The sequence below is a fragment of the Cupriavidus sp. 05N38 genome (genome assembly GCF_056397345.1).
Genome location: NZ_JBFTNF010000002.1, coordinates 124,803 through 143,691 on the forward strand (window position 1 = coordinate 124,803; position 18,889 = coordinate 143,691).

At 64.7% G+C, this 18,889-nt stretch carries 18 protein-coding genes; 5 read left to right on the plus strand and 13 right to left on the minus strand.

Annotated features, from left to right (window positions below):
- Nucleotides 1-12 precede the first annotated feature (12 nt).
- Complete coding sequence (locus AC1DK4_RS01530; protein ID WP_441612132.1) at nt 13-1,221, minus strand: GNAT family N-acetyltransferase; 1,209 nt, start codon at nt 1,219-1,221, stop codon at nt 13-15.
- Between the two features lie 320 nt (nt 1,222-1,541).
- On the opposite strand from AC1DK4_RS01530, the gene phaP reads away from it, so the two are divergent.
- Nucleotides 1,542-2,102, plus strand: coding sequence for a TIGR01841 family phasin (phaP, locus tag AC1DK4_RS01535; RefSeq protein ID WP_441612130.1), 561 nt, complete (start codon nt 1,542-1,544; stop codon nt 2,100-2,102).
- A gap of 172 nt (nt 2,103-2,274) precedes the next feature.
- Here the strand turns inward: phaP and AC1DK4_RS01540 are convergent, their stop codons facing one another.
- The 4 genes from AC1DK4_RS01540 to AC1DK4_RS01555 all read right to left on the minus strand — a co-directional run bounded on the left by AC1DK4_RS01540 (nt 2,275) and on the right by AC1DK4_RS01555 (nt 6,785).
- Nucleotides 2,275-3,513 (minus strand): thiolase family protein, encoded by a 1,239-nt coding sequence (locus AC1DK4_RS01540; RefSeq protein WP_441612129.1) that lies wholly within the window; start codon nt 3,511-3,513, stop codon nt 2,275-2,277.
- Between the two features lie 32 nt (nt 3,514-3,545).
- The gene (locus tag AC1DK4_RS01545; protein WP_441612128.1) at nt 3,546-4,517 is read right to left on the minus strand and encodes a quinone oxidoreductase family protein; all 972 of its coding nucleotides are present in this window, start codon (nt 4,515-4,517) and stop codon (nt 3,546-3,548) included.
- A 98-nt stretch (nt 4,518-4,615) separates the two neighbouring features.
- On the minus strand, nt 4,616-6,217 hold the full coding sequence (locus AC1DK4_RS01550; protein ID WP_441612127.1) for an AMP-binding protein: 1,602 nt from the start codon (nt 6,215-6,217) through the stop codon (nt 4,616-4,618).
- 4 nt (nt 6,218-6,221) lie between these two features.
- The gene (locus AC1DK4_RS01555; protein WP_441612126.1) at nt 6,222-6,785 is read right to left on the minus strand and encodes a VOC family protein; all 564 of its coding nucleotides are present in this window, start codon (nt 6,783-6,785) and stop codon (nt 6,222-6,224) included.
- 463 nt (nt 6,786-7,248) lie between these two features.
- Here AC1DK4_RS01555 and AC1DK4_RS01560 point away from each other — a divergent pair, with 463 nt between their 5' ends.
- Both AC1DK4_RS01560 and AC1DK4_RS01565 read left to right on the plus strand, forming a co-directional pair.
- The gene (locus tag AC1DK4_RS01560; protein WP_441612125.1) at nt 7,249-8,505 is read left to right on the plus strand and encodes an MFS transporter; all 1,257 of its coding nucleotides are present in this window, start codon (nt 7,249-7,251) and stop codon (nt 8,503-8,505) included.
- A gap of 24 nt (nt 8,506-8,529) precedes the next feature.
- Entirely contained in the window at nt 8,530-9,330 is an 801-nt protein-coding gene (locus AC1DK4_RS01565) for an SDR family NAD(P)-dependent oxidoreductase (RefSeq protein WP_441612124.1), read from the plus strand.
- Here the strand turns inward: AC1DK4_RS01565 and AC1DK4_RS01570 are convergent.
- The 7 genes from AC1DK4_RS01570 to AC1DK4_RS01600 all read right to left on the minus strand — a co-directional run bounded on the left by AC1DK4_RS01570 (nt 9,318) and on the right by AC1DK4_RS01600 (nt 16,485).
- Nucleotides 9,318-10,343: a LacI family DNA-binding transcriptional regulator gene (locus AC1DK4_RS01570; protein ID WP_441612123.1), complete on the minus strand. Its 1,026-nt coding sequence runs from the start codon at nt 10,341-10,343 to the stop codon at nt 9,318-9,320. The two genes, AC1DK4_RS01565 and AC1DK4_RS01570, sit on opposite strands and share 13 nt — an antisense overlap.
- A 163-nt stretch (nt 10,344-10,506) precedes the next feature.
- The gene (locus AC1DK4_RS01575) at nt 10,507-11,478 is read right to left on the minus strand and encodes a Bug family tripartite tricarboxylate transporter substrate binding protein (RefSeq protein ID WP_441612122.1); all 972 of its coding nucleotides are present in this window, start codon (nt 11,476-11,478) and stop codon (nt 10,507-10,509) included.
- 125 nt (nt 11,479-11,603) lie between these two features.
- Nucleotides 11,604-12,110, minus strand: a complete 507-nt coding sequence (locus AC1DK4_RS01580; protein ID WP_441612121.1) for a 2,4'-dihydroxyacetophenone dioxygenase family protein — start codon at nt 12,108-12,110, stop codon at nt 11,604-11,606.
- A gap of 89 nt (nt 12,111-12,199) precedes the next feature.
- Nucleotides 12,200-13,276, minus strand: coding sequence for a Bug family tripartite tricarboxylate transporter substrate binding protein (locus tag AC1DK4_RS01585; protein WP_441650033.1), 1,077 nt, complete (start codon nt 13,274-13,276; stop codon nt 12,200-12,202).
- A gap of 176 nt (nt 13,277-13,452) precedes the next feature.
- Nucleotides 13,453-14,430 carry a quinone oxidoreductase family protein gene (locus AC1DK4_RS01590; RefSeq protein WP_477116119.1) on the minus strand — a complete coding sequence of 326 codons (978 nt, stop codon included), beginning with the start codon at nt 14,428-14,430 and terminating at the stop codon, nt 13,453-13,455.
- A gap of 170 nt (nt 14,431-14,600) precedes the next feature.
- Nucleotides 14,601-15,635: a LacI family DNA-binding transcriptional regulator gene (locus tag AC1DK4_RS01595; RefSeq protein ID WP_441612118.1), complete on the minus strand. Its 1,035-nt coding sequence runs from the start codon at nt 15,633-15,635 to the stop codon at nt 14,601-14,603.
- Nucleotides 15,636-15,942: 307 nt separating this feature from the next.
- Nucleotides 15,943-16,485 carry a VOC family protein gene (locus AC1DK4_RS01600; protein ID WP_441612117.1) on the minus strand — a complete coding sequence of 181 codons (543 nt, stop codon included), beginning with the start codon at nt 16,483-16,485 and terminating at the stop codon, nt 15,943-15,945.
- A gap of 224 nt (nt 16,486-16,709) precedes the next feature.
- On the opposite strand from AC1DK4_RS01600, the gene AC1DK4_RS01605 reads away from it, so the two are divergent.
- Together AC1DK4_RS01605 and AC1DK4_RS01610 are read left to right on the plus strand one after the other, a co-directional pair.
- Nucleotides 16,710-17,489 (plus strand): SDR family NAD(P)-dependent oxidoreductase, encoded by a 780-nt coding sequence (locus AC1DK4_RS01605; RefSeq protein WP_441612116.1) that lies wholly within the window; start codon nt 16,710-16,712, stop codon nt 17,487-17,489.
- 130 nt (nt 17,490-17,619) lie between these two features.
- Complete coding sequence (locus tag AC1DK4_RS01610; RefSeq protein ID WP_441612115.1) at nt 17,620-18,054, plus strand: ester cyclase; 435 nt, start codon at nt 17,620-17,622, stop codon at nt 18,052-18,054.
- Nucleotides 18,055-18,345: 291 nt separating this feature from the next.
- On the opposite strand, the gene AC1DK4_RS01615 is transcribed toward AC1DK4_RS01610, so the two are convergent.
- The gene (locus AC1DK4_RS01615; RefSeq protein ID WP_441612114.1) at nt 18,346-18,765 is read right to left on the minus strand and encodes a phasin family protein; all 420 of its coding nucleotides are present in this window, start codon (nt 18,763-18,765) and stop codon (nt 18,346-18,348) included.
- Nucleotides 18,766-18,889 lie beyond the last annotated feature (124 nt).

The following is an 18,889-nucleotide window of genomic DNA, read 5'->3' on the forward strand; positions in this document are numbered from 1 at the left end:
CTGCAAGAGGGCTCACGCGGACCGGGTGGCGCGAGCGGACGCGCTGCCGTCGCGGCCGTCCTCATCCTCTGCATGCCCGCGCAGCCGGGCGATGCGCCCGCGCGCCCAGCGCGCGCCCTGCAGCAGCCTGTAGCCCGCCAGCCCCCATTGCGTATGCGCGACATGGAGGCTGGCCGTGGCGTAAGCGACACCATTGCTCCAGAACTGCTTGTAGTGCTGCCGTCCGGAGCCGAAGTCGAAATCGAAGCGATGGTCGAAGGCCCATTTCACGCACCAGTCGATCAGCACCGTGCCCGGCGACAACTTCGCGTACGCGGCGTCGTAGGTGTTGATGACGAGGTCGACGCAATGGTTCTGGATGGCGAGCAGGTTGAGCGCTACCGGCACGCCGTCGAGCGTCAGCACAAAGAAGCGGAAGGGCTGGGCATGCCGGCTGGCATGCATGTCGCCGACCGCCATCAGGCGCATCAGGAACGCGTGGCTGTCGTCGGAGAACAGCCACGCGCTTTCTATCTCGCCGCGCTCGGCCCAGCGCCGCTTGTGCAGCAGCAACCAGTCGACGAAGAAGGCGGCCCGGCTGTCGTTGTGATCGACGATCAGGACCTCGGCCTTGCCCTGCCCCTCGAATCGCCGCAGCAGGTAGTCCGGCGGATTGCGCGAGCGGCCGGTGCGCGAACGGCAGAATGCGGTCCACCCGGCCTGCTCGCGCATCCGCGCCACGGGGGTGATCTCGTCCAGGCGATAGGCAACCCGGCCGCTTTCGCTTGCGCAGCGGTGCAGCAGCGAGCTGCTGCGCACGCGCGGCAGGTAGACGAGGTCCGGCCTGGCACTGGCGAGCATGGCGTGCCAGGCGGCAGACACGATCGCCGCGGCATCGGCGCCGGGTTCGACCAGGATGTCGTGAGGCGGGTTGTAGCCGGGCCCCAGCGGCTGCATGAAACGCCAGCCCGCCCTGCGGTAGACGACCAGCGGCCATAGCACCACGAGCCGGCCCTGCGAGCGTCCGGCCAGGCACTGCAGCTTGCGGCCCGCCATGGTGGCGGCCACCCCTAGGCTGCTTGCGCAATAGGCAAACGACTGGAAATGCGCGCCATTGGCCCTCTGCCACAGCGCATCCCATTCCGGCGCGAGCGCGTGAAAGGCCTGGGTATCGCTGATCACTTCGTGCTGGACGGCGCAGTGGCGCATGGCAGGTCCGTGCGTCGGGAAGAACAGCGGCATGGTAGCCGCCGATTCCGCCAGCGCGACGTGCGGTAGCCAACATAAGCCCGCCGGTTGAAACCGCTCCCCACGTCACGGGGGTGCGCTTGATGTCGACCATGCTGCACAGCAACAGCGATAAGCGCCAGATGTCCGGGTATGTCCCTAGGGGCTATCCAAATAGCCCCCTCTAGAATCTGCCCTTGGATGGTGCACTGCGCAAACCGGTGACGCCCATCCCTTCCGAACCAGACCCTCGACCCGATCCGCACGGCATCCACATCCAGTGCATGCCGGCCCTGAGTCGGCCAAGCGGCCGGGCGATTCACAGGAGAGCACGCATGTTCGTTTTTTCGTCCGACCAGTTCGCAGAAGCCCAGAAAGCCCATTTCGCCAACCTGTTCGCGCTGACGAATACGGCCTTCGACGGTTTCCAGAAACTGGCCGAGCTGAACCTGCAGGCAGTCAAATCGTCGATCGCCGAAAGCCAGGATAATATCCAGGCCGCCCTGTCGGGCCGCGACCTGCGCGACGTCTTCACCACGCGAGGCACGCTGGCGCAACCGGCGGCCGACAAGGCGCTGTCGTACGTGCAACACGTGTACGAGATCGCCTCCGACACGCAGACCGAACTCGCCAAGGCCGTGGAAGCGCAGTACGAACAACACACCCGCCGCGTGCAGGCTTTCGTCGACACCTTCGTGAAGAACGCGCCGGCCGGCTCGGAAGCCCTCACCGCGCTCCTGCAGTCGACGGTCGCGGCCGCCAACAACACCTATGAATCGGTGCAGAAGGCAACCAAGCAAGCCGCCGAGACGGTCAAGTCGAACTTCGAGGCCTCGACCGCGGTAGCCTCCGGCGCCGTGCAGCAAGGCGCCCGCCGCGCCGTCAAGGTAGCCTGACGGCGCATCGCGCGGCACAGCTCTCGTGCCGCGCGGCAGCAGACGCTCAGGTGGCAGGCGTCGCGCGACGACGCCGCGACCCGCCTGATCGTCCTGCCGGGAACAACAGGAACGCGCAGCGTTCCTGTTGTCATCCTTCTCCTGGACGAGAAAGAAGAAGAGCCCTTCGGACTCAGCGCGAAAGAATCGTCACGCAGGCAACTGCCTCTTCCACGCCGATCAGTCCGCCACCATTCTCGGCAATGCCCACCGCGGCATGTTCAACCTGCCGCCCCTGCGCCTCGCCACGAAGCTGGAGCACCAGTTCGTGTATCTGTGCCAGGCCTGTCGCGCCAATGGGGTGCCCTTTGGACTCCAGTCCGCCGGAGGGATTCACAGGGATCCGTCCGCCGAGCGCCGTGTCGCCGCGCTCCGCCAGCGCCCCGCCCTCGCCGAACGCGCAGAGGCCAAGGTTCTCGGTCTGGACAATCTCGCCCATCGCGGTGGCGTCGTGAACTTCGGCCACCGATACGTCCGACGGAGCGATGCCGGCCTTTTCGTAAGCTAGCCTGGCCGCGATCGCGGTGCAGGCGTTCTCGACATCGTTCACATCCCGATCGGCCCCGGTGCGTACGACCGACGCGGCGATGCGCACCGCCCGGGAGCGGCTCAGGCCGAGCCTTCGCAAGACGCTCTCGCTGCAGACGATCGCCGCGGCCGCACCGTCCGACACGGGCGAGCACATCGGCGCGGTCAGCGGATAGACGATCGGGGGCGCCGCCAGGATCTCCTCGACGGAGTACGGGTTCCGGTACTGGGAGAGCGGGTTGTACTGCGAGTGCTTGTGGTTCTTGGACGCGACGGCTGCGATCTGGCGCTGGGTGGTGCCGTAGCGCTTCATGTGCTCGCGTGCCGAAGCCGCATAGATGTCCATGAACACACTGTACGGCTTTGCAGAGGTGCTGCCCGGCGGGACTTCGACGCCCCGGCCGAGCTTGAGCAGCCGCTCCCTGGCGGCCTCGACCTCTGCGATGTCCCAGCCGCTGTCGAACGCAGAGAACATGCGCTCCCGGTCCTGCGAATACATCTTCTCGGCGCCGACGGCGAGCGCGATATCCCCCTCCCCCGACCTGACGAAGTTGTACGCCAGGTTCAGCGCGGTACTGCCGCTGGCACAGGCATTCTCGACGCTGGTGACCGGGATGCCACCGATACCCATATGGCGCAGTGCCACGGGGCCGCGGATCATATGCTGCCCTTCCATATGGCCCTGCACGCAATTCGCAAAGAATGCCGCCTGCAGTCTTTCCTTTTCAACGCCGGCATCCTTGAGCGCCGCGTCGACGGCTGCGCTTGCCATCTGCTTGATGCTCAGATCCAGCAAGCGGCCGAATGGCGTCATCCCGACGCCAATGACATATACGTTTTCCATGTTGTCTCCTGTTTCTCGTCCCGGTCACCGCGCTAGCCGGCGGTGACGACAATCTTTCCGAAATGCCCGTTCTGCGCCATGTGCTCCAGCGCGCCGGCGAGGTCGGCGAGCGGATACACCTTGTCCACCGGCATGCTGATCTTGCCCAGCTTCAATGCCGGCTCCAGGTCGTGCCTGGCGCGCGCCACGACGGCGGCCACCTCGGCCGGGGTCCGGGTGCGGAAGCTCACGCCGATGTAGGTGATCCTGCGCATCGAATGCAGGTCGAAGTCGAAGTCGCCGCTCTCGCCGGCGACCCGCCCGACATTCACCATGCGGCCGCCCACGCGGGTTGCGGACATCCCGCCATTCACGAACGGCCCACCGATCAGATCGACCAGCAGGTCGACGCCCATCCCTGCGGTGGCCTTGGTCACCTCCTGGACCCAGTCGCTCCTGCCGGTGTCGACCGGCAGGTTCGCACCGTAGTCGCGCAGCCTTTGCCGGCGCGCCGCGGAGGTCGAGGAGCCCAGCACCAGGCCCGCGCCAAGCAGCCTGGCAATCTGCATCCCCATCAGCCCCATCCCTGAACTCGCCCCCTGGATCAGGACCGACTGGCCGGCCTGCATGGCGCCGTGCGTCGAGATGGCGTCGTGCATGGTCTGCATGGCTACGGGCAATGCCGCGGCCTCTTCGAAGGGCATGCCCTGCGGGATGGCGTACATCATGGCCGGATGGGCCAGCGTGTACTCCGCGAATGCGCCGATGCCGGCGCCCATCACCCGGTCACCGATTTGCCAGGCCTTGACCTGGCTGCCGACAGCGACGACTTCGCCGGCCCATTCGACACCCAGAGGCACGCCCTGGCCACCCGCCGCGCCATGCCGTTTGCCCTTGGCCATCGTCAGGTCGATACGATTCAACGCGCTGGCGCGGACCTTGACGAGCACTTGCCCGTCGGCCGGCGAAGGGCGAGGCACGTCGGCCGGGACGACACTGTCGCCGTCAGATAAAAATGCACGCATGGTTTTCCTTGTGACATGAAGTTCCGATTGCCTTGGCCCGGGCTATGCCGCGCATGGCCATGCCGGCAATCCACACGATCCGGGCCGGCCCGCGCCGGCTAGCGGCGCAGCGTATAGCCCGCCTTTTCCCGGTCCCAGGTCGAAGGCGTGATCCCTTCTTCGCGCAAGCGATACTTTTCAACGCGATGCGTCGGCGTCTTGGGAAAGTCGCTGCGGAAGTCGACAAAACGAGGCACCGAGAAATACGGCATGAGCTTCTCGCAGTGCTGGATCAGCTCGAGCGCGGATAGCGCCGAGCCCTCCTTGCGCACCACGCAAACCATGACCTCGTCCTCGCCAACCTCGGATGGCACGGCAATGGCAGCGGACTCGAGAACCGCCGGGTGCGCGTTGACGACCATCTCGACCTCGAATGCGGAGATGTTCTCGCCGCGACGGCGGATCGCATCCTTCTTGCGGTCGACGAAGTAGAAGTAGCCGTCGCTGTCCCGCTTCATCAGGTCGCCGGTGTGGAACCACAGGTTCTGGCTCTGCGCCAGCGTCGCCTCGGGATTCTTGTAGTAGCCGTCCATCATGATGTACGGCTCCTGGGGCCGGAACACGAGCTCGCCGATCGCATCCACGCCAACCGGCTCGTCGTTGCCGTCGACAAGATCGACGTCATAGCCGCAGATCGGCAATCCCACCGAACCCACGCGCGGCGCGTCGATGGGGCTTGCGAGCGCGACACAGTTCTCGGTCTGGCCATACCCCTCGTAGAGCTTCAGGCCGAAGCGCTGCTCGAATGCTTCCCACAGGTCCCTGGGCGCACCGCCGCCCGAGGCAAACCTGACGGCGTGGTCGCGATCGGCGGGGCTGTCGGGCTGCTTCATCAGGATCGGGATCATGCCGCCGATGTAGTTGATCTGCGTTGCGCCGAAGCCCTTGAGACGCTCCCAGAAATTCGACGCGCTGAAGCGATCGTCCACGATCAGCGTGGCGCCGGCCATCAGCGCCGGCGTGACCGTCACCAGCTGGGCATTGGCGTGGAACAGCGGCAGGCAGGTGTAGAGGCGGTCATCGTCGCCGATGTGCCGCCCGTCGGCGGTCTTGCTGCCATGCCACCAGAAGTAGTTGTGGCAGAGCTGGATGCCCTTCGATGGCCCTGTCGTCCCCGACGAGTACATGATTGCCAGCGGGTCCCGGTTCGAGACGTGCACATCGGGCAGGGGCACGCCGGACGATTCCAGCGTTTCGAAGCGGACGCCCGGGATCGGCAAGTCCGGGAGCGCTTCGCCGTCCGCCCGCGGCACGATCATGGCCTCGAGCTTGCCGAAGCCGACGTGCGCATCCTGGAAGCGTTCGACAAACGCTTTCGAGACCACGGCCATGCGCGCATCCGAGTGCTCGATCACGTGCCGCAGCAGCGGGCCACGGTAGGCCGTGTTGACGGTCACCTCCAGCAGCCCGAGACGCGCGCACGCGAACCACAAGCCCATGAACTCGGCGCAGTTGGGCAGCATGATCGCGAGCTTGTCCCCCTTGCGCAGGCCGAGCCCGGTCAGTCCGCGCGCCAGGCGGGTCACCCAGGCATCGAACTCGCCGTAGGTATAGGTCCGGTCTTCGAAGACAAGGAATACCTTGTCGGGGCGCAGTGCCGCCTGCATGGCGAGGCACGCGCCCAGCGTCCGTTGCTCGTTCTTGAGTGAGAGCGCATCCACGGGATCAGTCCCCCGCACCGGTCTGCGCCGCTGCCGGCGGAACCTCGACGATGCGCACCGGATCGGATCCGTCCCACGCCAGCCCGGCCTGCCTGATCGCCTCGAAGTACTGCGCCTTCCCGCCCGCCATCTCCGAGATCTCGAACATCCCGCTCGGAAAGTCCGGGTGCACGAAGTACGCAAAGCGGCCGGCGCCACCCATGCGACCGCCATGCCCCTCCACATAGCCAAGTCCGAGCAAGGTTGCGACGATCTCGTCGTAGCGGTCCTCCGTCCAGTAGGCGACGTGCTGCGCGATTTCCCCGTTGCGCTTCAGGGAATCGTTATACAGCGACGGCGCATCGTCCCTTTGCTGGATCAGTTCGATCTGCAGGTCGCCCGAGTTCGCCAGCGCGATCGAGAGTTTCGGCAAGCGGGAGTTCTCGCCGAAGTAGCGAAACTCCCTGGTGCCGACGTCGTCCATGTAGAACCAGGGCCCGATCCCCAGGTTGACCCAATGCGCCATCGCGGCCTTGATGTCGCGCACGACGTACCCGACCTGGCGGACGCCGCCGAATTTCTGACTCATTCCTTGTCTCCTCGATCCTCGTTGATTCGCCCCCGGCACGCACCGGCCGGCCCTGACCGCCCGCCGTTGCCGCTCGAAGTGAGGCGAGTTTAGTTCGTTTCTGGAATCGATTCCCAATAGGGATAACCCTAGGATGAGAGACCGGCATTCCTCTCGCTGGCGAACGGATAGTGCAGCGATTGCGAAATACGCCGCATTTTTGTGGGTTTTGGCCGCCATCGAGACATGAGCACGCATCCGGCGACCGCAGATCGGTTCGTCCGATGCGCGCCCATGGTTATCCCTATGTGCAATCGATTCCAGTCGAACTACACTTGCCTCGGACAAGCCCCCGACAGTGCGGGCTGGTACCAAAACGAGGAGACAATTCATGCACTCAACATCGGGCGCCGGCCCCAGCGAAGCGGCAAGCGCTTCGACGCCATCCGCAGACGACGCGCTCTTCCGGCGCATATCCTGGCGATTGCTGCCGCTGCTGTTCCTGGCGTACTTCATCAACTACCTGGACCGCACGAACATCGGGTACGCGCAACTGCAGATGCAGGAAACGCTCAGGTTCGCGGACACCGTCTTCGGGCTGGGCGCGACCGTGCTCTTTCTCGGCTACGTGCTGTTCGAGATTCCCAGCAACTTGCTGCTGACGCGTATCGGGGCAAAGCGCACGCTGGTCCGGATCATGGTCCTGTGGGGGGTGGCGTCCGCGGCGACGGCGTTCGTCACCACACCCACCCAGTTCTACGTGGCGCGATTCTTCCTCGGCATGTTCGAGGCCGGGCTCGTGCCGGGCGCGCTCTACTACCTGACGCTCTGGTATCCGCCGGAACGCAGGGGCCGCGCCAACGCCATCTTCCTGATGGGCGCCGGCTTTGCGCCGATCCTTTCCGGGCCGATTGCCGGCGGCGTCATGACCTGGCTGCACGGCAAAGGCGGGCTCGAAGGGTGGCAGTGGCTGTTCGCGCTGGAAAGCCTCCCGGCGTTCGCCCTCGCCACGGTCACCCTGCTGCGCTTTGACGACCATCCCGGCCGCGCGCACTGGCTTGCGCCGGAGGAGAAGTCGCGCGTGCAGGCATTGGCGCGCTCCGGCAACGAAGGCCGGGCCGCCGGCCACCTTGGCACCGCACTGCGGCAGCCGAGGGCCTGGGGCTTCGGCCTGGTCTGCTTCCTGACCGTCCTGGGCATCTATGCCCTTGCCTTCTGGCAGCCGACGCTGCTGAAAAGCATGGGCTTGTCATTGATGGAAATCGGCCTGCTGTCGTCGCTGCCCGCCATCGCCGGCGCGACAGCCTCGTTCTGGATGGCCTCCCACTCCGACAAAACGCGCGAGCGCCGCGGACATTTCGCGGTTGCGGCGCTGGTGGGCGCGGCGGGCCTGACGACGGCGGCGCTGATGCAACAGCACCTGTTCATCGCCATGGTGGGCCTGGTGTTTGCAGGTGCCGGCCTGGCAAGCGCACTCACGCTGGTATGGGCGAGCGTCGGGGAAGTGCTGCCGCGCGAGGGGCTCGCGGCTTCCATCGCGCTGATCACCACCTGCTCGAACTGCTCCGGCCTGGTCGGACCGCTGCTGGTGGCGACCATCCGCCAGGCCACGGGCGGATTCGGATGGAGCCTCGTCATCTTGTCCTGCACCCTGCTCCTGGCGTGCGTCGTGATGCAGATCATCCTGTGGCCGTCGAAACGGATCGCCGCCTCCATGGGCGTCCCCGCCGGCCACCGCTAAGTATTTGAACAGCCAGAGACCAGCATGAACCGCATTGAAACCAGAACCATGACCGGGAAACTGCTTGCCGGGAAGACCGCCGTGATCTCCGGCGCGGGCCGCGCCAAGGGAATCGGACGGGCAACTGCCAGGCTCTTCATCGAACACGGCGCGCGGGTGGCGCTGCTCGACCTCGACGAGGACGAGGTCAGGGAGGCCGCGCGCGATGTCGCCCGGGGCGAGCCGGTGGCCCTGGGGGTTCGTTGCGACGTTACGAGCATGGAATCCTGCCTCGCCGCTATCAGCGAGGTGCGGGAATGGGGTGCTTCGGGCGGGCACATCGATGTCCTGATCAACAACGCCGGCCTCACGCAGAAGGTCTGCGCGGCCGACATCACGCTGCAGGACTACCTGCGGGTCACCGACGTTGTGCTCAGAGGCACCATGCAGCTCTCCCAGGCGGCGATCCCGGCCATGCGGAGCCAGAAGGCCAGCTCGATCATCGCCGTGTCGTCAATGTCGGCGCAGCAAGGCGGCGGGGTATTTGGCGGCGCGCACTACTGCGCGGCGAAGGCCGGCGTGCTCGGCTACATCCGTGCACTCGCCCGGGAACTGGGTCCCGACGGCATCCGCGCGAATGCGATCACGCCTGGGCTGATCGTCACCGACTTCTCTCGCACCAATACGCCGGAGGATGTCCTGCATGCCGCGGCGGGGAGCTGGCCGCTCGGCCGCGCCGGGAGCGCCGGCGAGATCGCGGGCGCGTGCCTGTTCCTTGCCTCGGACCTGTCGTCGTACATGACCGGCAGCACGCTCGATGTGAACGGGGGCGCCTATATGCGCTGAGCTTCCGGCGGCGGCATGCACGAGCGTCGCAGCAGGAGTTCGGTCGGGAACATCACCGTCCTGCTGTCGCCGCCGCGGCCCTCGATGCGATCCAGCAGCAGTTCCGCCGCCGTGCGGCCGAACTGCTTCAAGTCCCAGCGCAGCGCGGTGATGCCGGGCGCGGCAAACTGTGCCAGGACGGTGTCGCCGATACTGATGACCGAGATATCCTCCGGAATCCTGAGGCGACTCGCTTCCACTGCCGCCAGGGCACCCGCGAGCATCTCCGTGCCGAGCGAAACGATGGCGGTCGGCCGCGCTGGCTTCGACAACTCGTGCAGAACGTCGCTGAATACGCGCGTCTGCGAAGGGTCGGCATGCTCGATGACCGTGAGTACCGACAACGGCAGGCCGGCCGCCTGAACTGCCTCTTGCGCGCCCGCGATGCGCTCGCGGCCCGGCCGGACACTCGCCGGCGGCGTCTCCAGCAGGATATGCCGGTGCCCGAGGCTGAGAAGAAACGCGATCGCTGAACGCGCGCCTTGCCGATGATCCACCGTGACGCGATCGCAAGACAGGGGACTGTCGCGATCCAGCAGCACAAGGGGCGCTTCCGCACCCCGCATGGCATCGAGCACATCCTCACGCGTATCGTCATCCACGGTCAGCAGCAGGCCATCCATGCGCCGGCGCCTGAACATGTTCAGGAGTTCGAGTTCCTTCGTGCCATTGCGCGAATTCGCCACGATCATCAGGTATCCGGCTTCCTGGAACCGAAGCTCCGCCGCGCCGACGATCTCCGCGTACATTGGATTGGTCACGTCGGAAACCATGCATGCGATGGTACGACTGGACTGGTTGCGCAGGCTCTGGGCCAGCGAATTCGGCTCGTACCCCAGCGTTGCCACGGCGTCCGCAACCCGGGCGCGGAGTTCTTCGCTGGCGTAGCGGTCACGATTCAGGGCGCGCGACACGCTGCTCGCCGATACCCCGGCTAGCTTGGCCACATCGCGGATTTGGACAGGTCGCTTCATGCCGAAAGTATACCCCAGCGCACTGACTGGAACGCGCCGCAAAGCATAGGGCCGCACCCCCGGAGAGCTGCGGCCCGCTTGTGGTCGATCCGGCGTCTTCGACCTGATTTTCGCCCTGATTTCCGGCCTGATTTCCGGCCTGACTTGCGCCTGCCGATGTCGATCAATCGAGCGTGATATTCGCTTCCCTGGCAACCCGCTTCCAGACTTCGATCTCGCGGGCATTGACGGCTGCCTGCTCTTCGCCGGCCAGGTAGTCCGGGGTAATGCCCCAGTCAAGCATCCTGGCCTTGACGGCGGGGTCCTGCAGCGCATCCCTGAGCGCAGCCGAGAGCTTTTCGACGAACGGCTTCGGGACGCCTGCGGGGGCGTACATGGCCCAGCCGGTCCACTGGTCGAAATCAACCCCCTGCTCCTTGTACGTCGCCACGTTCGGGAAGTTCGACGTACGCCGGGTGCACATGGCAAGCGCCTTGATCTTGCCGGTCTTCACTGCCGCGGTTCCCGAGCCGATATCGAGCCAGCCCACCTTCACGACATCGCCCATCATCGCCGTCATGACGGCGGCGCCGCCCTTGAACGGAATGTGATCGAGCTTGATGCCGGTCTTTTGCGCAAGCACCTCCGCGCAGAAATGGCCGGTCGAGCCCGCACCCCAGGTACCGAACTGAATGGGCCTGGGACTCTTCCTGGCCAGCTCGATGAACTCCTTGAGGTTGTTTGCAGGCAGATCATTTGTCGCCACGAGAATGATCGGCGACGTGCCAACCCGCGCCAGCGTGGTGAGGCTCTTGACGGGATCGTAGGGCAGCTGATGATAGACCGCGGGCGCTAGCGTGGTAGTGGTCATCGTCCCCAGCGCAATCGTGTAGCCATCCGGCTTGGCATGAGCGAGCTGCGCGATCGCGATCGTGCCTGCGGCCCCTGCGATGTTCTCCACCACGAACGACTGCCTGAGTCGCTTGCCGAGCTGCTCGCCGAGCAGCCGACCGAACGCATCCGCGCCGCCGCCCGCCGCCGACGGCACGATCAGCTTGACGGGACGCGCCGGGTATTCATCGGGGGTTTCGGCCATGGCAGTGCCAGCGAACGCCGCGCATAAGGCCAAGAGACCCAAGCAGAGGGACTTCTTCATGACACTTGTCTCCGTTGTTTTCTTATCGGTGAGGATCGATCGACCACGCCTTGCGCAGCGTGCGCCGACCGCGCATGCCCTGTCCCAGGGCACGCATGGGGAAGCGCATTTCGAACTATCGAGAGTCAGTCCCGCGAAAACTCCGCGCCGCCCTTGGGCCGGATATAGCGGGGCACGGGGAGGCCTGCCTGCCGGGCCGCGGCAAGAATGCCTTCTTCGATGGCTCCGGCATCCCGGACACTCTGGTATTCCCCGTCGGAGAAGATGACGTTGGCGCCGTACACCACCATGAAGCCCTCGGCCGGCTCCTTGGCATCGGCCGGCACTGAAAACGTATGCGCCGAGCCACCGGGCTCGTAAAGGTAGCTACCCGCGGTTTGCGGGTCGGCCGGGTACTCTACATAGTTCCACTGCCCCTTGGTCGTAAAGAAATGCACGGTGCCGGTGTGGAAGTGCGGCGGCAGCGTCGTGCCCGGCTCGAACTTGCCATACAGCACCCAGACGCCGTTCTCGCGGTCGAGAAACAAGGGGATGATCGTGGAGCCCGGTTCGGATCCCGGGAACTCTTGCGACTCATGGATATTGACCGTCAGCAAACGGTCCTGATGCGTAACAACCTTCGGTAGTGCCATCTCAACCTCCTATGGAATGATCGCCTGCTGGTGCAGCACATGGCGGTGGCCAGCCACCCGGCGGCCCGGCCACCGCATCCGGCGCCTGCCTACTCCAGCGTGATATTTGCTTCGCGCGCGATCCGCTTCCAGACCTCGATATCGCGGGCGTTGATCGCGGCTTGCTCGCTGCCTGGCACGAAGTCCGGCGTAATGCCGAGATCGGCCATCTTGCTGGTCACGGCCGGATCCTTCAGCGCTTGCTGAACCGCTGCGGCAAGCTTGTCTGCGATCGCCCTGGGCAGGCCCGCCGGAGCAAACATGGCCCAGCCGGTCCATTGGTCGAAATCGACGCCCTGCTCCTTGTACGTCGCGACGTTGGGGAAATTCGCGCTGCGGCGGGTGCACATGGCCAGCGCCTTGATCTTCCCGGACCTGACCGCGGAAGTGCCGCTGCCAATGTCCAGCCAGCCCACCTTCACGATGCCGCCGAGCATTGCGGTAACCACCGGGGAGGTCCCCTTGAACGGAATATGGTCGAGCTTGATGCCAGTCTTCTGGGCAAGGACCTCGGCACAGAAGTGCCCGGTGGAGCCGGGCCCCCACGTGCCGAACTGGATGGGTGTCGGGCTCTTTTTCGCTACCGCCACGAATTCCCTCAGGTTGTTGGCGGGAAAGTCCTTGGTGGCGACCAGGATGATTGGCGATGTGCCAACGCGAGCGATCGTGGTCAGGTCCTTGACCGGGTCGTATGGCAAGGCCTGGTACACGGCGGGCGCGAGCGTGGTCGTGGTCATCGTGCCAAGGCCGATCGTGTAGCCATCCGGGGTGGCGCGCGCCAGTTGCCCGATGGCGATCGTGCCGCCGGCGCCGGCATTGTTCTCGACCACCAGTGGCTGCTTCAGGCGACGGCCGACCTGGTCCGCCAGGATGCGGGCAAACACATCGCCACCGCCGCCTGGCGCCGTGGGAACAATCAGGCGGATCGGCTTGCTGGGATACGCCACTTCGCCCTGTGCTTGAGCCGCAACGGACAGGGTGATCGCAGTGAGCAAGGTGAGGGCGCTGAGCTTCTTCATTTCTGTCTCCAACTTGTGGGGCGGTGCACCACTCTTTTCAGATTTCTGATCAGACTTCTGATCGTGGCACTTATCATGTCGATGGAACAAGGTAAAACGTTTCCACATATTTTGCGGTGACAGCCTTTACGATCAAATGGTGGTAAACCCGCGGGGAATTTGATGCCGGGTGCGCAAAGGCACTCCGGTGCAGGCGGCCAGGGAGATCCGGTATCCCCGCCCGGCCTGGGTCCGGAGACTATCGGCGGCGGACCGGCATTCGGGACGTCTGCCAGCCAGGTCGCTCAGGAATCCTGGGTGAGGACGATCTTCCCGAAATGTGTGTTCTCGCGCATCATTTCGCACGCCTGCGCCACGCGATCGAGCGGCAGCCGCACATCGATGGGAAGGCGCAGCTCCCCACGCGCGAGTGCGGGCCAGAAGTCCTTGCGCACGCGCTCTGCGATCGCCCCCACGTCTTCGACCGAGCGGGTCCTGAACGTCATGCCGAGATACTGGATCCGGCGCATCGAGTGAAGATCGAAATCGAAGGTTCCGCTCTCTCCCGCCATCCGGCCGATATTGACGATCCGCCCTACTATGGCCACGGCGCGCATGCTGTCGTTGATCAGCGGCCCCGCCAGGAAGTCGACGAGAAGGTCGACGCCGCGGCCGTCCGTGAGCTCGAGCACCTTTTTCACCCAGCCCGGATCGTTGCTGTCGAGCGCGACATCGGCACCGAACCCGGCCAGCCGATCACGCCGGTCCGCTTTGGTCGAGGTGCCGATCACCAGGCTCGCGCCGAAGTGCCTGGCCACCTGGAGACTCATCAGGCCGACGCCGGACGATGCCCCCAGCACCATGACCGACTGGCCCGCTTCCAGTTGCGCGGTCTGCCGCATCGCCGTGTGCGTCGTTCGCAGCGCGACACAGAGACAGGCGGCGGTTTCATAGTCCATGTCGGCCGCCGGAAACGGGAAAGCGCGACGCCAGTCCGTGACGGCATACTCGGCGAACCCGCCGATGCCGGAGCACATGACCTTGTCGCCGGCTTTGTATGCGGTGACCGCCTCTCCCACTTCGACCACGTCACCAGACCACTCAAGACCCAGGACCGTGCCGGGGCCCCCGACGGAGCCGTGCGACTTGCCATCGACGAGCGACAGGTCTGCGCGATTCAGGGAACTCGCCCGCACCTTCACAAGGATTTCGGTGGCTTTGGGGCGAGGGATCTCGATATCTGCAATGACCAGTCCGGTCTCGTTGCGAATCGCAGCTTTCATGCATGTCTCCTGTCGAAATAGTTCTGGCGCGACCTCGTGTCCGAAGGCTACGACGCCGTTGGCATGATCATTGTAGAAACGTTTCTACCGTTTGGGCAAGTGGATGCAGGACAAAAAAACCGCTTCAGTTCGAAGCGGCGCTGTCCGGGTTCCGTCGGGGTCGGGAATGTCTATGCCGTGGTCTTCTTGCGGCTGGCGGCAACGGGCCCGCAAGACTCTCTGAGAACGAGCTGGGTCGTGATGGCGATCGTCTCCGGCTCGACCTCCGCATCCTTCTCCAGGCGCTTGAGCATGATCTGGGAGAGGACCGTGCCGACTACGTCGAGGTCCCAGGTCAACGAGGTGATCGATGGGCTGAACAGTTGCGAGAGATCGGTATCGCCGATACTGATCACGCTCACGTCATCCGGCACAACCCTGCCGGTGTGCCGCAGCGCCTGGAGCACGCCCGACAGGATCCGCGTCCCGAGACACAGGAATGCGGTGGGGGCATCCGGACCGGACAATAGCGACAGCGCTTCGCTGAAAGCGAATTCCATCGCCGATTTCTCCGAACGGATGAGCTTGGGCGCGGGCTTGAGCCCGCGCTCCTTGTACGCATCCGTGAATCCGGCAATCCGCTCCCGCCCGGGTCGAAGCGCACTCCCAGGCGTCAATAACGCGATGCGCGTATGCCCCAGGTTCAGCAGATAGCGGGTCGCCTGCATGGCACCGCCATAGTGATCGACATGAACACCGGTTCCGACCACGGAAAGGTCCCGGTCAAGGGCGATGACCGGCATTTCCTGCGAAAGCTGCTCCAGCATCCTTGGATTCTCTGCATCGCAAGGGGCAAGGATCAGCCCGTCCACCCGTCGCCGGCGAAAGAGGTCGATCAGGTTCTTCTCGCGCTTGCCATCGTTATGCGTACTCGCGATCAGCAGCGCGTAGCCCGCGGCCTGCAGGGACGCCTCGATGGAGATGATGATGCGTGCGTAAAGCGGGTTCGACAGATCGGAGACCAGGATGCCGATGGCTCCCGACGAGCGCGTGCGCATGCTCTGGGCAATGGCGTCCGGCTCATACCCCAGGCGGGTCGCGGCCTTGGTGACAGCGGCAATGGCGGCTTCGCTCACCCGCCCTGCACGATTGAGCGCGCGCGAAGCCGTGCCAATGGAGACGCCCGCTTCCTTTGCCACCTCCCGGATCGTGATGCGCGGCTTCATTTGGCGTGCATCGTTGTGCGCTGGCTGGCCAAAGCGCCCGGGGCCACGCGCATGCTCGACCAAACACCCGACACAGTCTGGTGCGACACGCTGCGCCACACATGTTCAGGCAGTGCACGGGACTGCAACATCGATTCTCTCCTTTTGCCCCAACGTGCGCCGCGAGGCAGCGGGTTCAGGCTGAGTAACGTCTTATATGAATGCCGAGCATTCTAGCTCACCGGATGACGCGCACTCGTGGAGGCAGAGATCGTCCCGCCCCGAGGTCAGAGCGCCCCTCGCGGAACGCTCCAGCCCCGGATGGCAACTATCGCGGGGCGCCGATCAGCCGGATGGCCTCGCCCTTGCCGTCCCAGGCGAGGCCGGCACGCCTCACCTCGGCAAAATATTCGGCCTTGCCGCCGGCCATTTCCGAGATCTCGAACATCCCGCTAGGCAGGTCGGGGTTGACGAAATAGGCAAAGCGACCCCGCGACCCCATGCGGCCGCCATGCCCCTCCACGTAGCCGGCGTCCAGAAGCCGGCCGACGATCTCGTCGAAGCGGTCTTCCGTCCAGTACGCGATGTGCTGCGCGCCCTCGCCGCTTCGCTTCAATGAGTCCAGGTAGAGCGAGGGCGCGTCATCTCGCTGCTGGATCAGTTCGATCTGCAGATCCCCCGAGTTTGCCAGGGCGATGGAGAGCTTGGGCGGCGTCGAATTCTTGCCGTAGTAGCGAAACTCGGTCGTACCAACGTCTTCCTTGTAGAACCAGGGCCCGACACCGAGCTTCTCCGTCCAGTGCGCCATTGCTTTCTCAATGTCGTTCACGACGTAACCAAGCTGCCGAACCGCGCCAAACAGATAACTCATCGGTGTCTCCTAGTGATCTTGAAAAGTCTGCCCTGCCCTTGCAGAAACGTTTTTACAATATATCATCAACAGGCCCGCCAACAAGGCTAGTGTTTACCATGATTGTTGCGATTTAAACCCGGAACAACAATGCAATCCATCTGTGGAAACGTTTCTTCAGTTTGACGAAAACGAGGCTCGCAAACTGGAAAGAGACTGCAGAACAACAAACAGGAGACAGGAAAATGGCGCAGTTCGCGGAGAAAGTAGCCCTGATCACTGGTGGCGCGTCCGGCATCGGAGCCGCCACGGCGCGCTTGCTGGCCCAGCGCGCGGCAACAGTGGTGATTGCCGACCTGGCCAGCAGCAACGGTGCAAAGGTCGCCGCGGAAATTGGCGGCGAGTTCGTGCCGCTCGACGTGACCAGCGAATCGAGCTGGGCGCACACCGTCCAAGCCATTCTGCACCGGCATGGCAGGCTTGATGTGCTGGTCAACGCGGCAGGCATCGTTGGCGACGTCGTCAATGGCACCTTGGCCAAGACCACGCTCGACGACTGGCGCCGCGTGCTTTCGGTCAACCTCGACGGGACCTTCCTGGGATGCCGCGAGGCGATGGCCGCGATGCGGCAGACCGGTGCAGGCTCGATCATCAACCTGGCTTCAGTGGGTGCCTACTACCCGACAACGCAAAGTGTCGCGTACGGCGCCAGCAAAGGGGCGGTCACACAGCTGACCAAGACGGTTGCCCTGGCCGGCGCGGAAAACGGCAACAAGATCCGCTGCAACTCAGTGCATCCCGGGAAGACGTCCACGCCGATGCTTGAGAGCATCTTCACCCAATACCAGCAACGCCAGGCCGCGGGCGGCGCAGACCCCAGGCCGAACGGACGCCAGATTCCGCTCGGCGACCAGGGACGGGCCGAGGATGTCGCCAATCTGATCGCATTCCTGGCATCGGACGAAGCAGGCTATATCACCGGCGGGGAGTTCACCGTGGATGGCGGGTGGCGTCTGCTTCGCTAAAAGCCGGACAGGGCCATGCCGTCGCGCGATCGGCCGACAGGCAACGCCCGGGCAGTTCAGCACCAATTCTCGCGGCGGCCCGACTCGAGCCGCCCATCATTACCCTAGACATATCCGACGGAGAACAAGGATGACCGATACTTTGAGCGCCGCGCGCATTCAGACCGTGCGCGACCACATGGCACTGGAATGCACCCACGAGTGGGACGCCGTGATCAACACATTCCAGCACCCCCGGTATGAAATGCACGCTACGGGGGTCGTGTTTGACGGCGAGGAGCAGGTCCGGGGTTACTTCGATTCCTCGCGCATCCCCTTCCCCGACCTTGCCAATGAGATCATCGCCATCGCCGCGGACGATGACACTGTTCTCGTTGAATTCTGGCTATCTGGCACGCACCTCGGCCCGCTGAAGGCGAACGGCAAGGTCTTCGAGCCAACCGGCCGGAAGTTCCGCGTGCGAATGGCGGCGACGTTCGAGTTTGCCGCGAACTCGGACAAGATCATCTGCGAACGGCCCTACTCGGCGGCGGACGCAAAGCTGCGCGCTCTTGGCCTGGTCTGAGGAATTGCTTCGACTGCCCTGGCCCGCGGCCGCCGGACAAACCCGGCAGACCGGTCACGCTCAGGCAGACCGCCACGGTGTAGCCCGGCAATCGCGGCGTGATCAGGATGCCAGCGCCCAGCCCCATCGGGGGTCGGCACCAGTAATCGCGAGCATGTGGCTTGCCTTTCCTTGAGCACGCGGACCGGCCCGCCGGGGCCGGCGCGATCCGCGCCGGGAAGGCCGTGCGCGGGACACGGCGGCAGGCGCCGGGCGGGAACCTGGTTCGCGCCCGCCGGCATCCGCCCGTGCTTACTTGCCCTTCATCAGGTTCTTGGCTTCTTCGATATTCTGCTCGGCGCGCTTGGTGATCACCGCCAGCGCTTCGGCCTGCGACTTCTGCGCCATCTCGGCCAGCTCGCGCATATTGTTGAAGGCCTTCTGCAGTCCCTGCTGCACGAACTCGCCCTGCTTGGCCATGGCTTCCGCCGGATTGCCGCCCGTGGACATATGCTGCGCGGCCGTCTGGATCTCCTGCATGGTCTTGCTCAGGATCTCCGTCTGTTTCTGCACCAGCGCCTGCATGCCCTGGTAGGCAACCTTGTTCGCTTCCGTCAGCGCATCGATATCCTTGCGCCGGGCTTCGATCACCGAGGTCATGTCGACGCCGGGAAGCTTGAACTGCTCTAGCAACTTGCTGAAATCGGTAAACGGATTTGAGGTCGTAGCCATGGTGCATCTCCTCGCAAGGGGGGGTGAGGTCGGGAAATGAGCCGCGCCAGGCGCAGGCTTGCCGCACCCAGATCGCGGGCGCGGCAGCTCAAGTGTAGCGCGTGCCGCACAAGGCTAGGAAATG

Coding starts and splice junctions, on each gene's coding strand:
- AC1DK4_RS01615 (WP_441612114.1), bottom strand. CDS start 18,765: ATGGCTACGACCTCAAATCCGTTTACCGATTTCAGCAAGTTGCTAGAG.
- AC1DK4_RS01570 (WP_441612123.1), bottom strand. CDS start 10,343: ATGAAGCGACCTGTCCAAATCCGCGATGTGGCCAAGCTAGCCGGGGTA.
- AC1DK4_RS01605 (WP_441612116.1), top strand. CDS start 16,710: ATGGCGCAGTTCGCGGAGAAAGTAGCCCTGATCACTGGTGGCGCGTCC.
- AC1DK4_RS01530 (WP_441612132.1), bottom strand. CDS start 1,221: ATGCCGCTGTTCTTCCCGACGCACGGACCTGCCATGCGCCACTGCGCC.
- phaP (WP_441612130.1), top strand. CDS start 1,542: ATGTTCGTTTTTTCGTCCGACCAGTTCGCAGAAGCCCAGAAAGCCCAT.
- AC1DK4_RS01565 (WP_441612124.1), top strand. CDS start 8,530: ATGAACCGCATTGAAACCAGAACCATGACCGGGAAACTGCTTGCCGGG.
- AC1DK4_RS01595 (WP_441612118.1), bottom strand. CDS start 15,635: ATGAAGCCGCGCATCACGATCCGGGAGGTGGCAAAGGAAGCGGGCGTC.
- AC1DK4_RS01545 (WP_441612128.1), bottom strand. CDS start 4,517: ATGCGTGCATTTTTATCTGACGGCGACAGTGTCGTCCCGGCCGACGTG.
- AC1DK4_RS01580 (WP_441612121.1), bottom strand. CDS start 12,110: ATGGCACTACCGAAGGTTGTTACGCATCAGGACCGTTTGCTGACGGTC.
- AC1DK4_RS01610 (WP_441612115.1), top strand. CDS start 17,620: ATGACCGATACTTTGAGCGCCGCGCGCATTCAGACCGTGCGCGACCAC.
- AC1DK4_RS01540 (WP_441612129.1), bottom strand. CDS start 3,513: ATGGAAAACGTATATGTCATTGGCGTCGGGATGACGCCATTCGGCCGC.
- AC1DK4_RS01600 (WP_441612117.1), bottom strand. CDS start 16,485: ATGAGTTATCTGTTTGGCGCGGTTCGGCAGCTTGGTTACGTCGTGAAC.
- AC1DK4_RS01575 (WP_441612122.1), bottom strand. CDS start 11,478: ATGAAGAAGTCCCTCTGCTTGGGTCTCTTGGCCTTATGCGCGGCGTTC.
- AC1DK4_RS01590 (WP_477116119.1), bottom strand. CDS start 14,430: ATGAAAGCTGCGATTCGCAACGAGACCGGACTGGTCATTGCAGATATC.
- AC1DK4_RS01555 (WP_441612126.1), bottom strand. CDS start 6,785: ATGAGTCAGAAATTCGGCGGCGTCCGCCAGGTCGGGTACGTCGTGCGC.
- AC1DK4_RS01585 (WP_441650033.1), bottom strand. CDS start 13,276: ATGTGGAAACGTTTTACCTTGTTCCATCGACATGATAAGTGCCACGAT.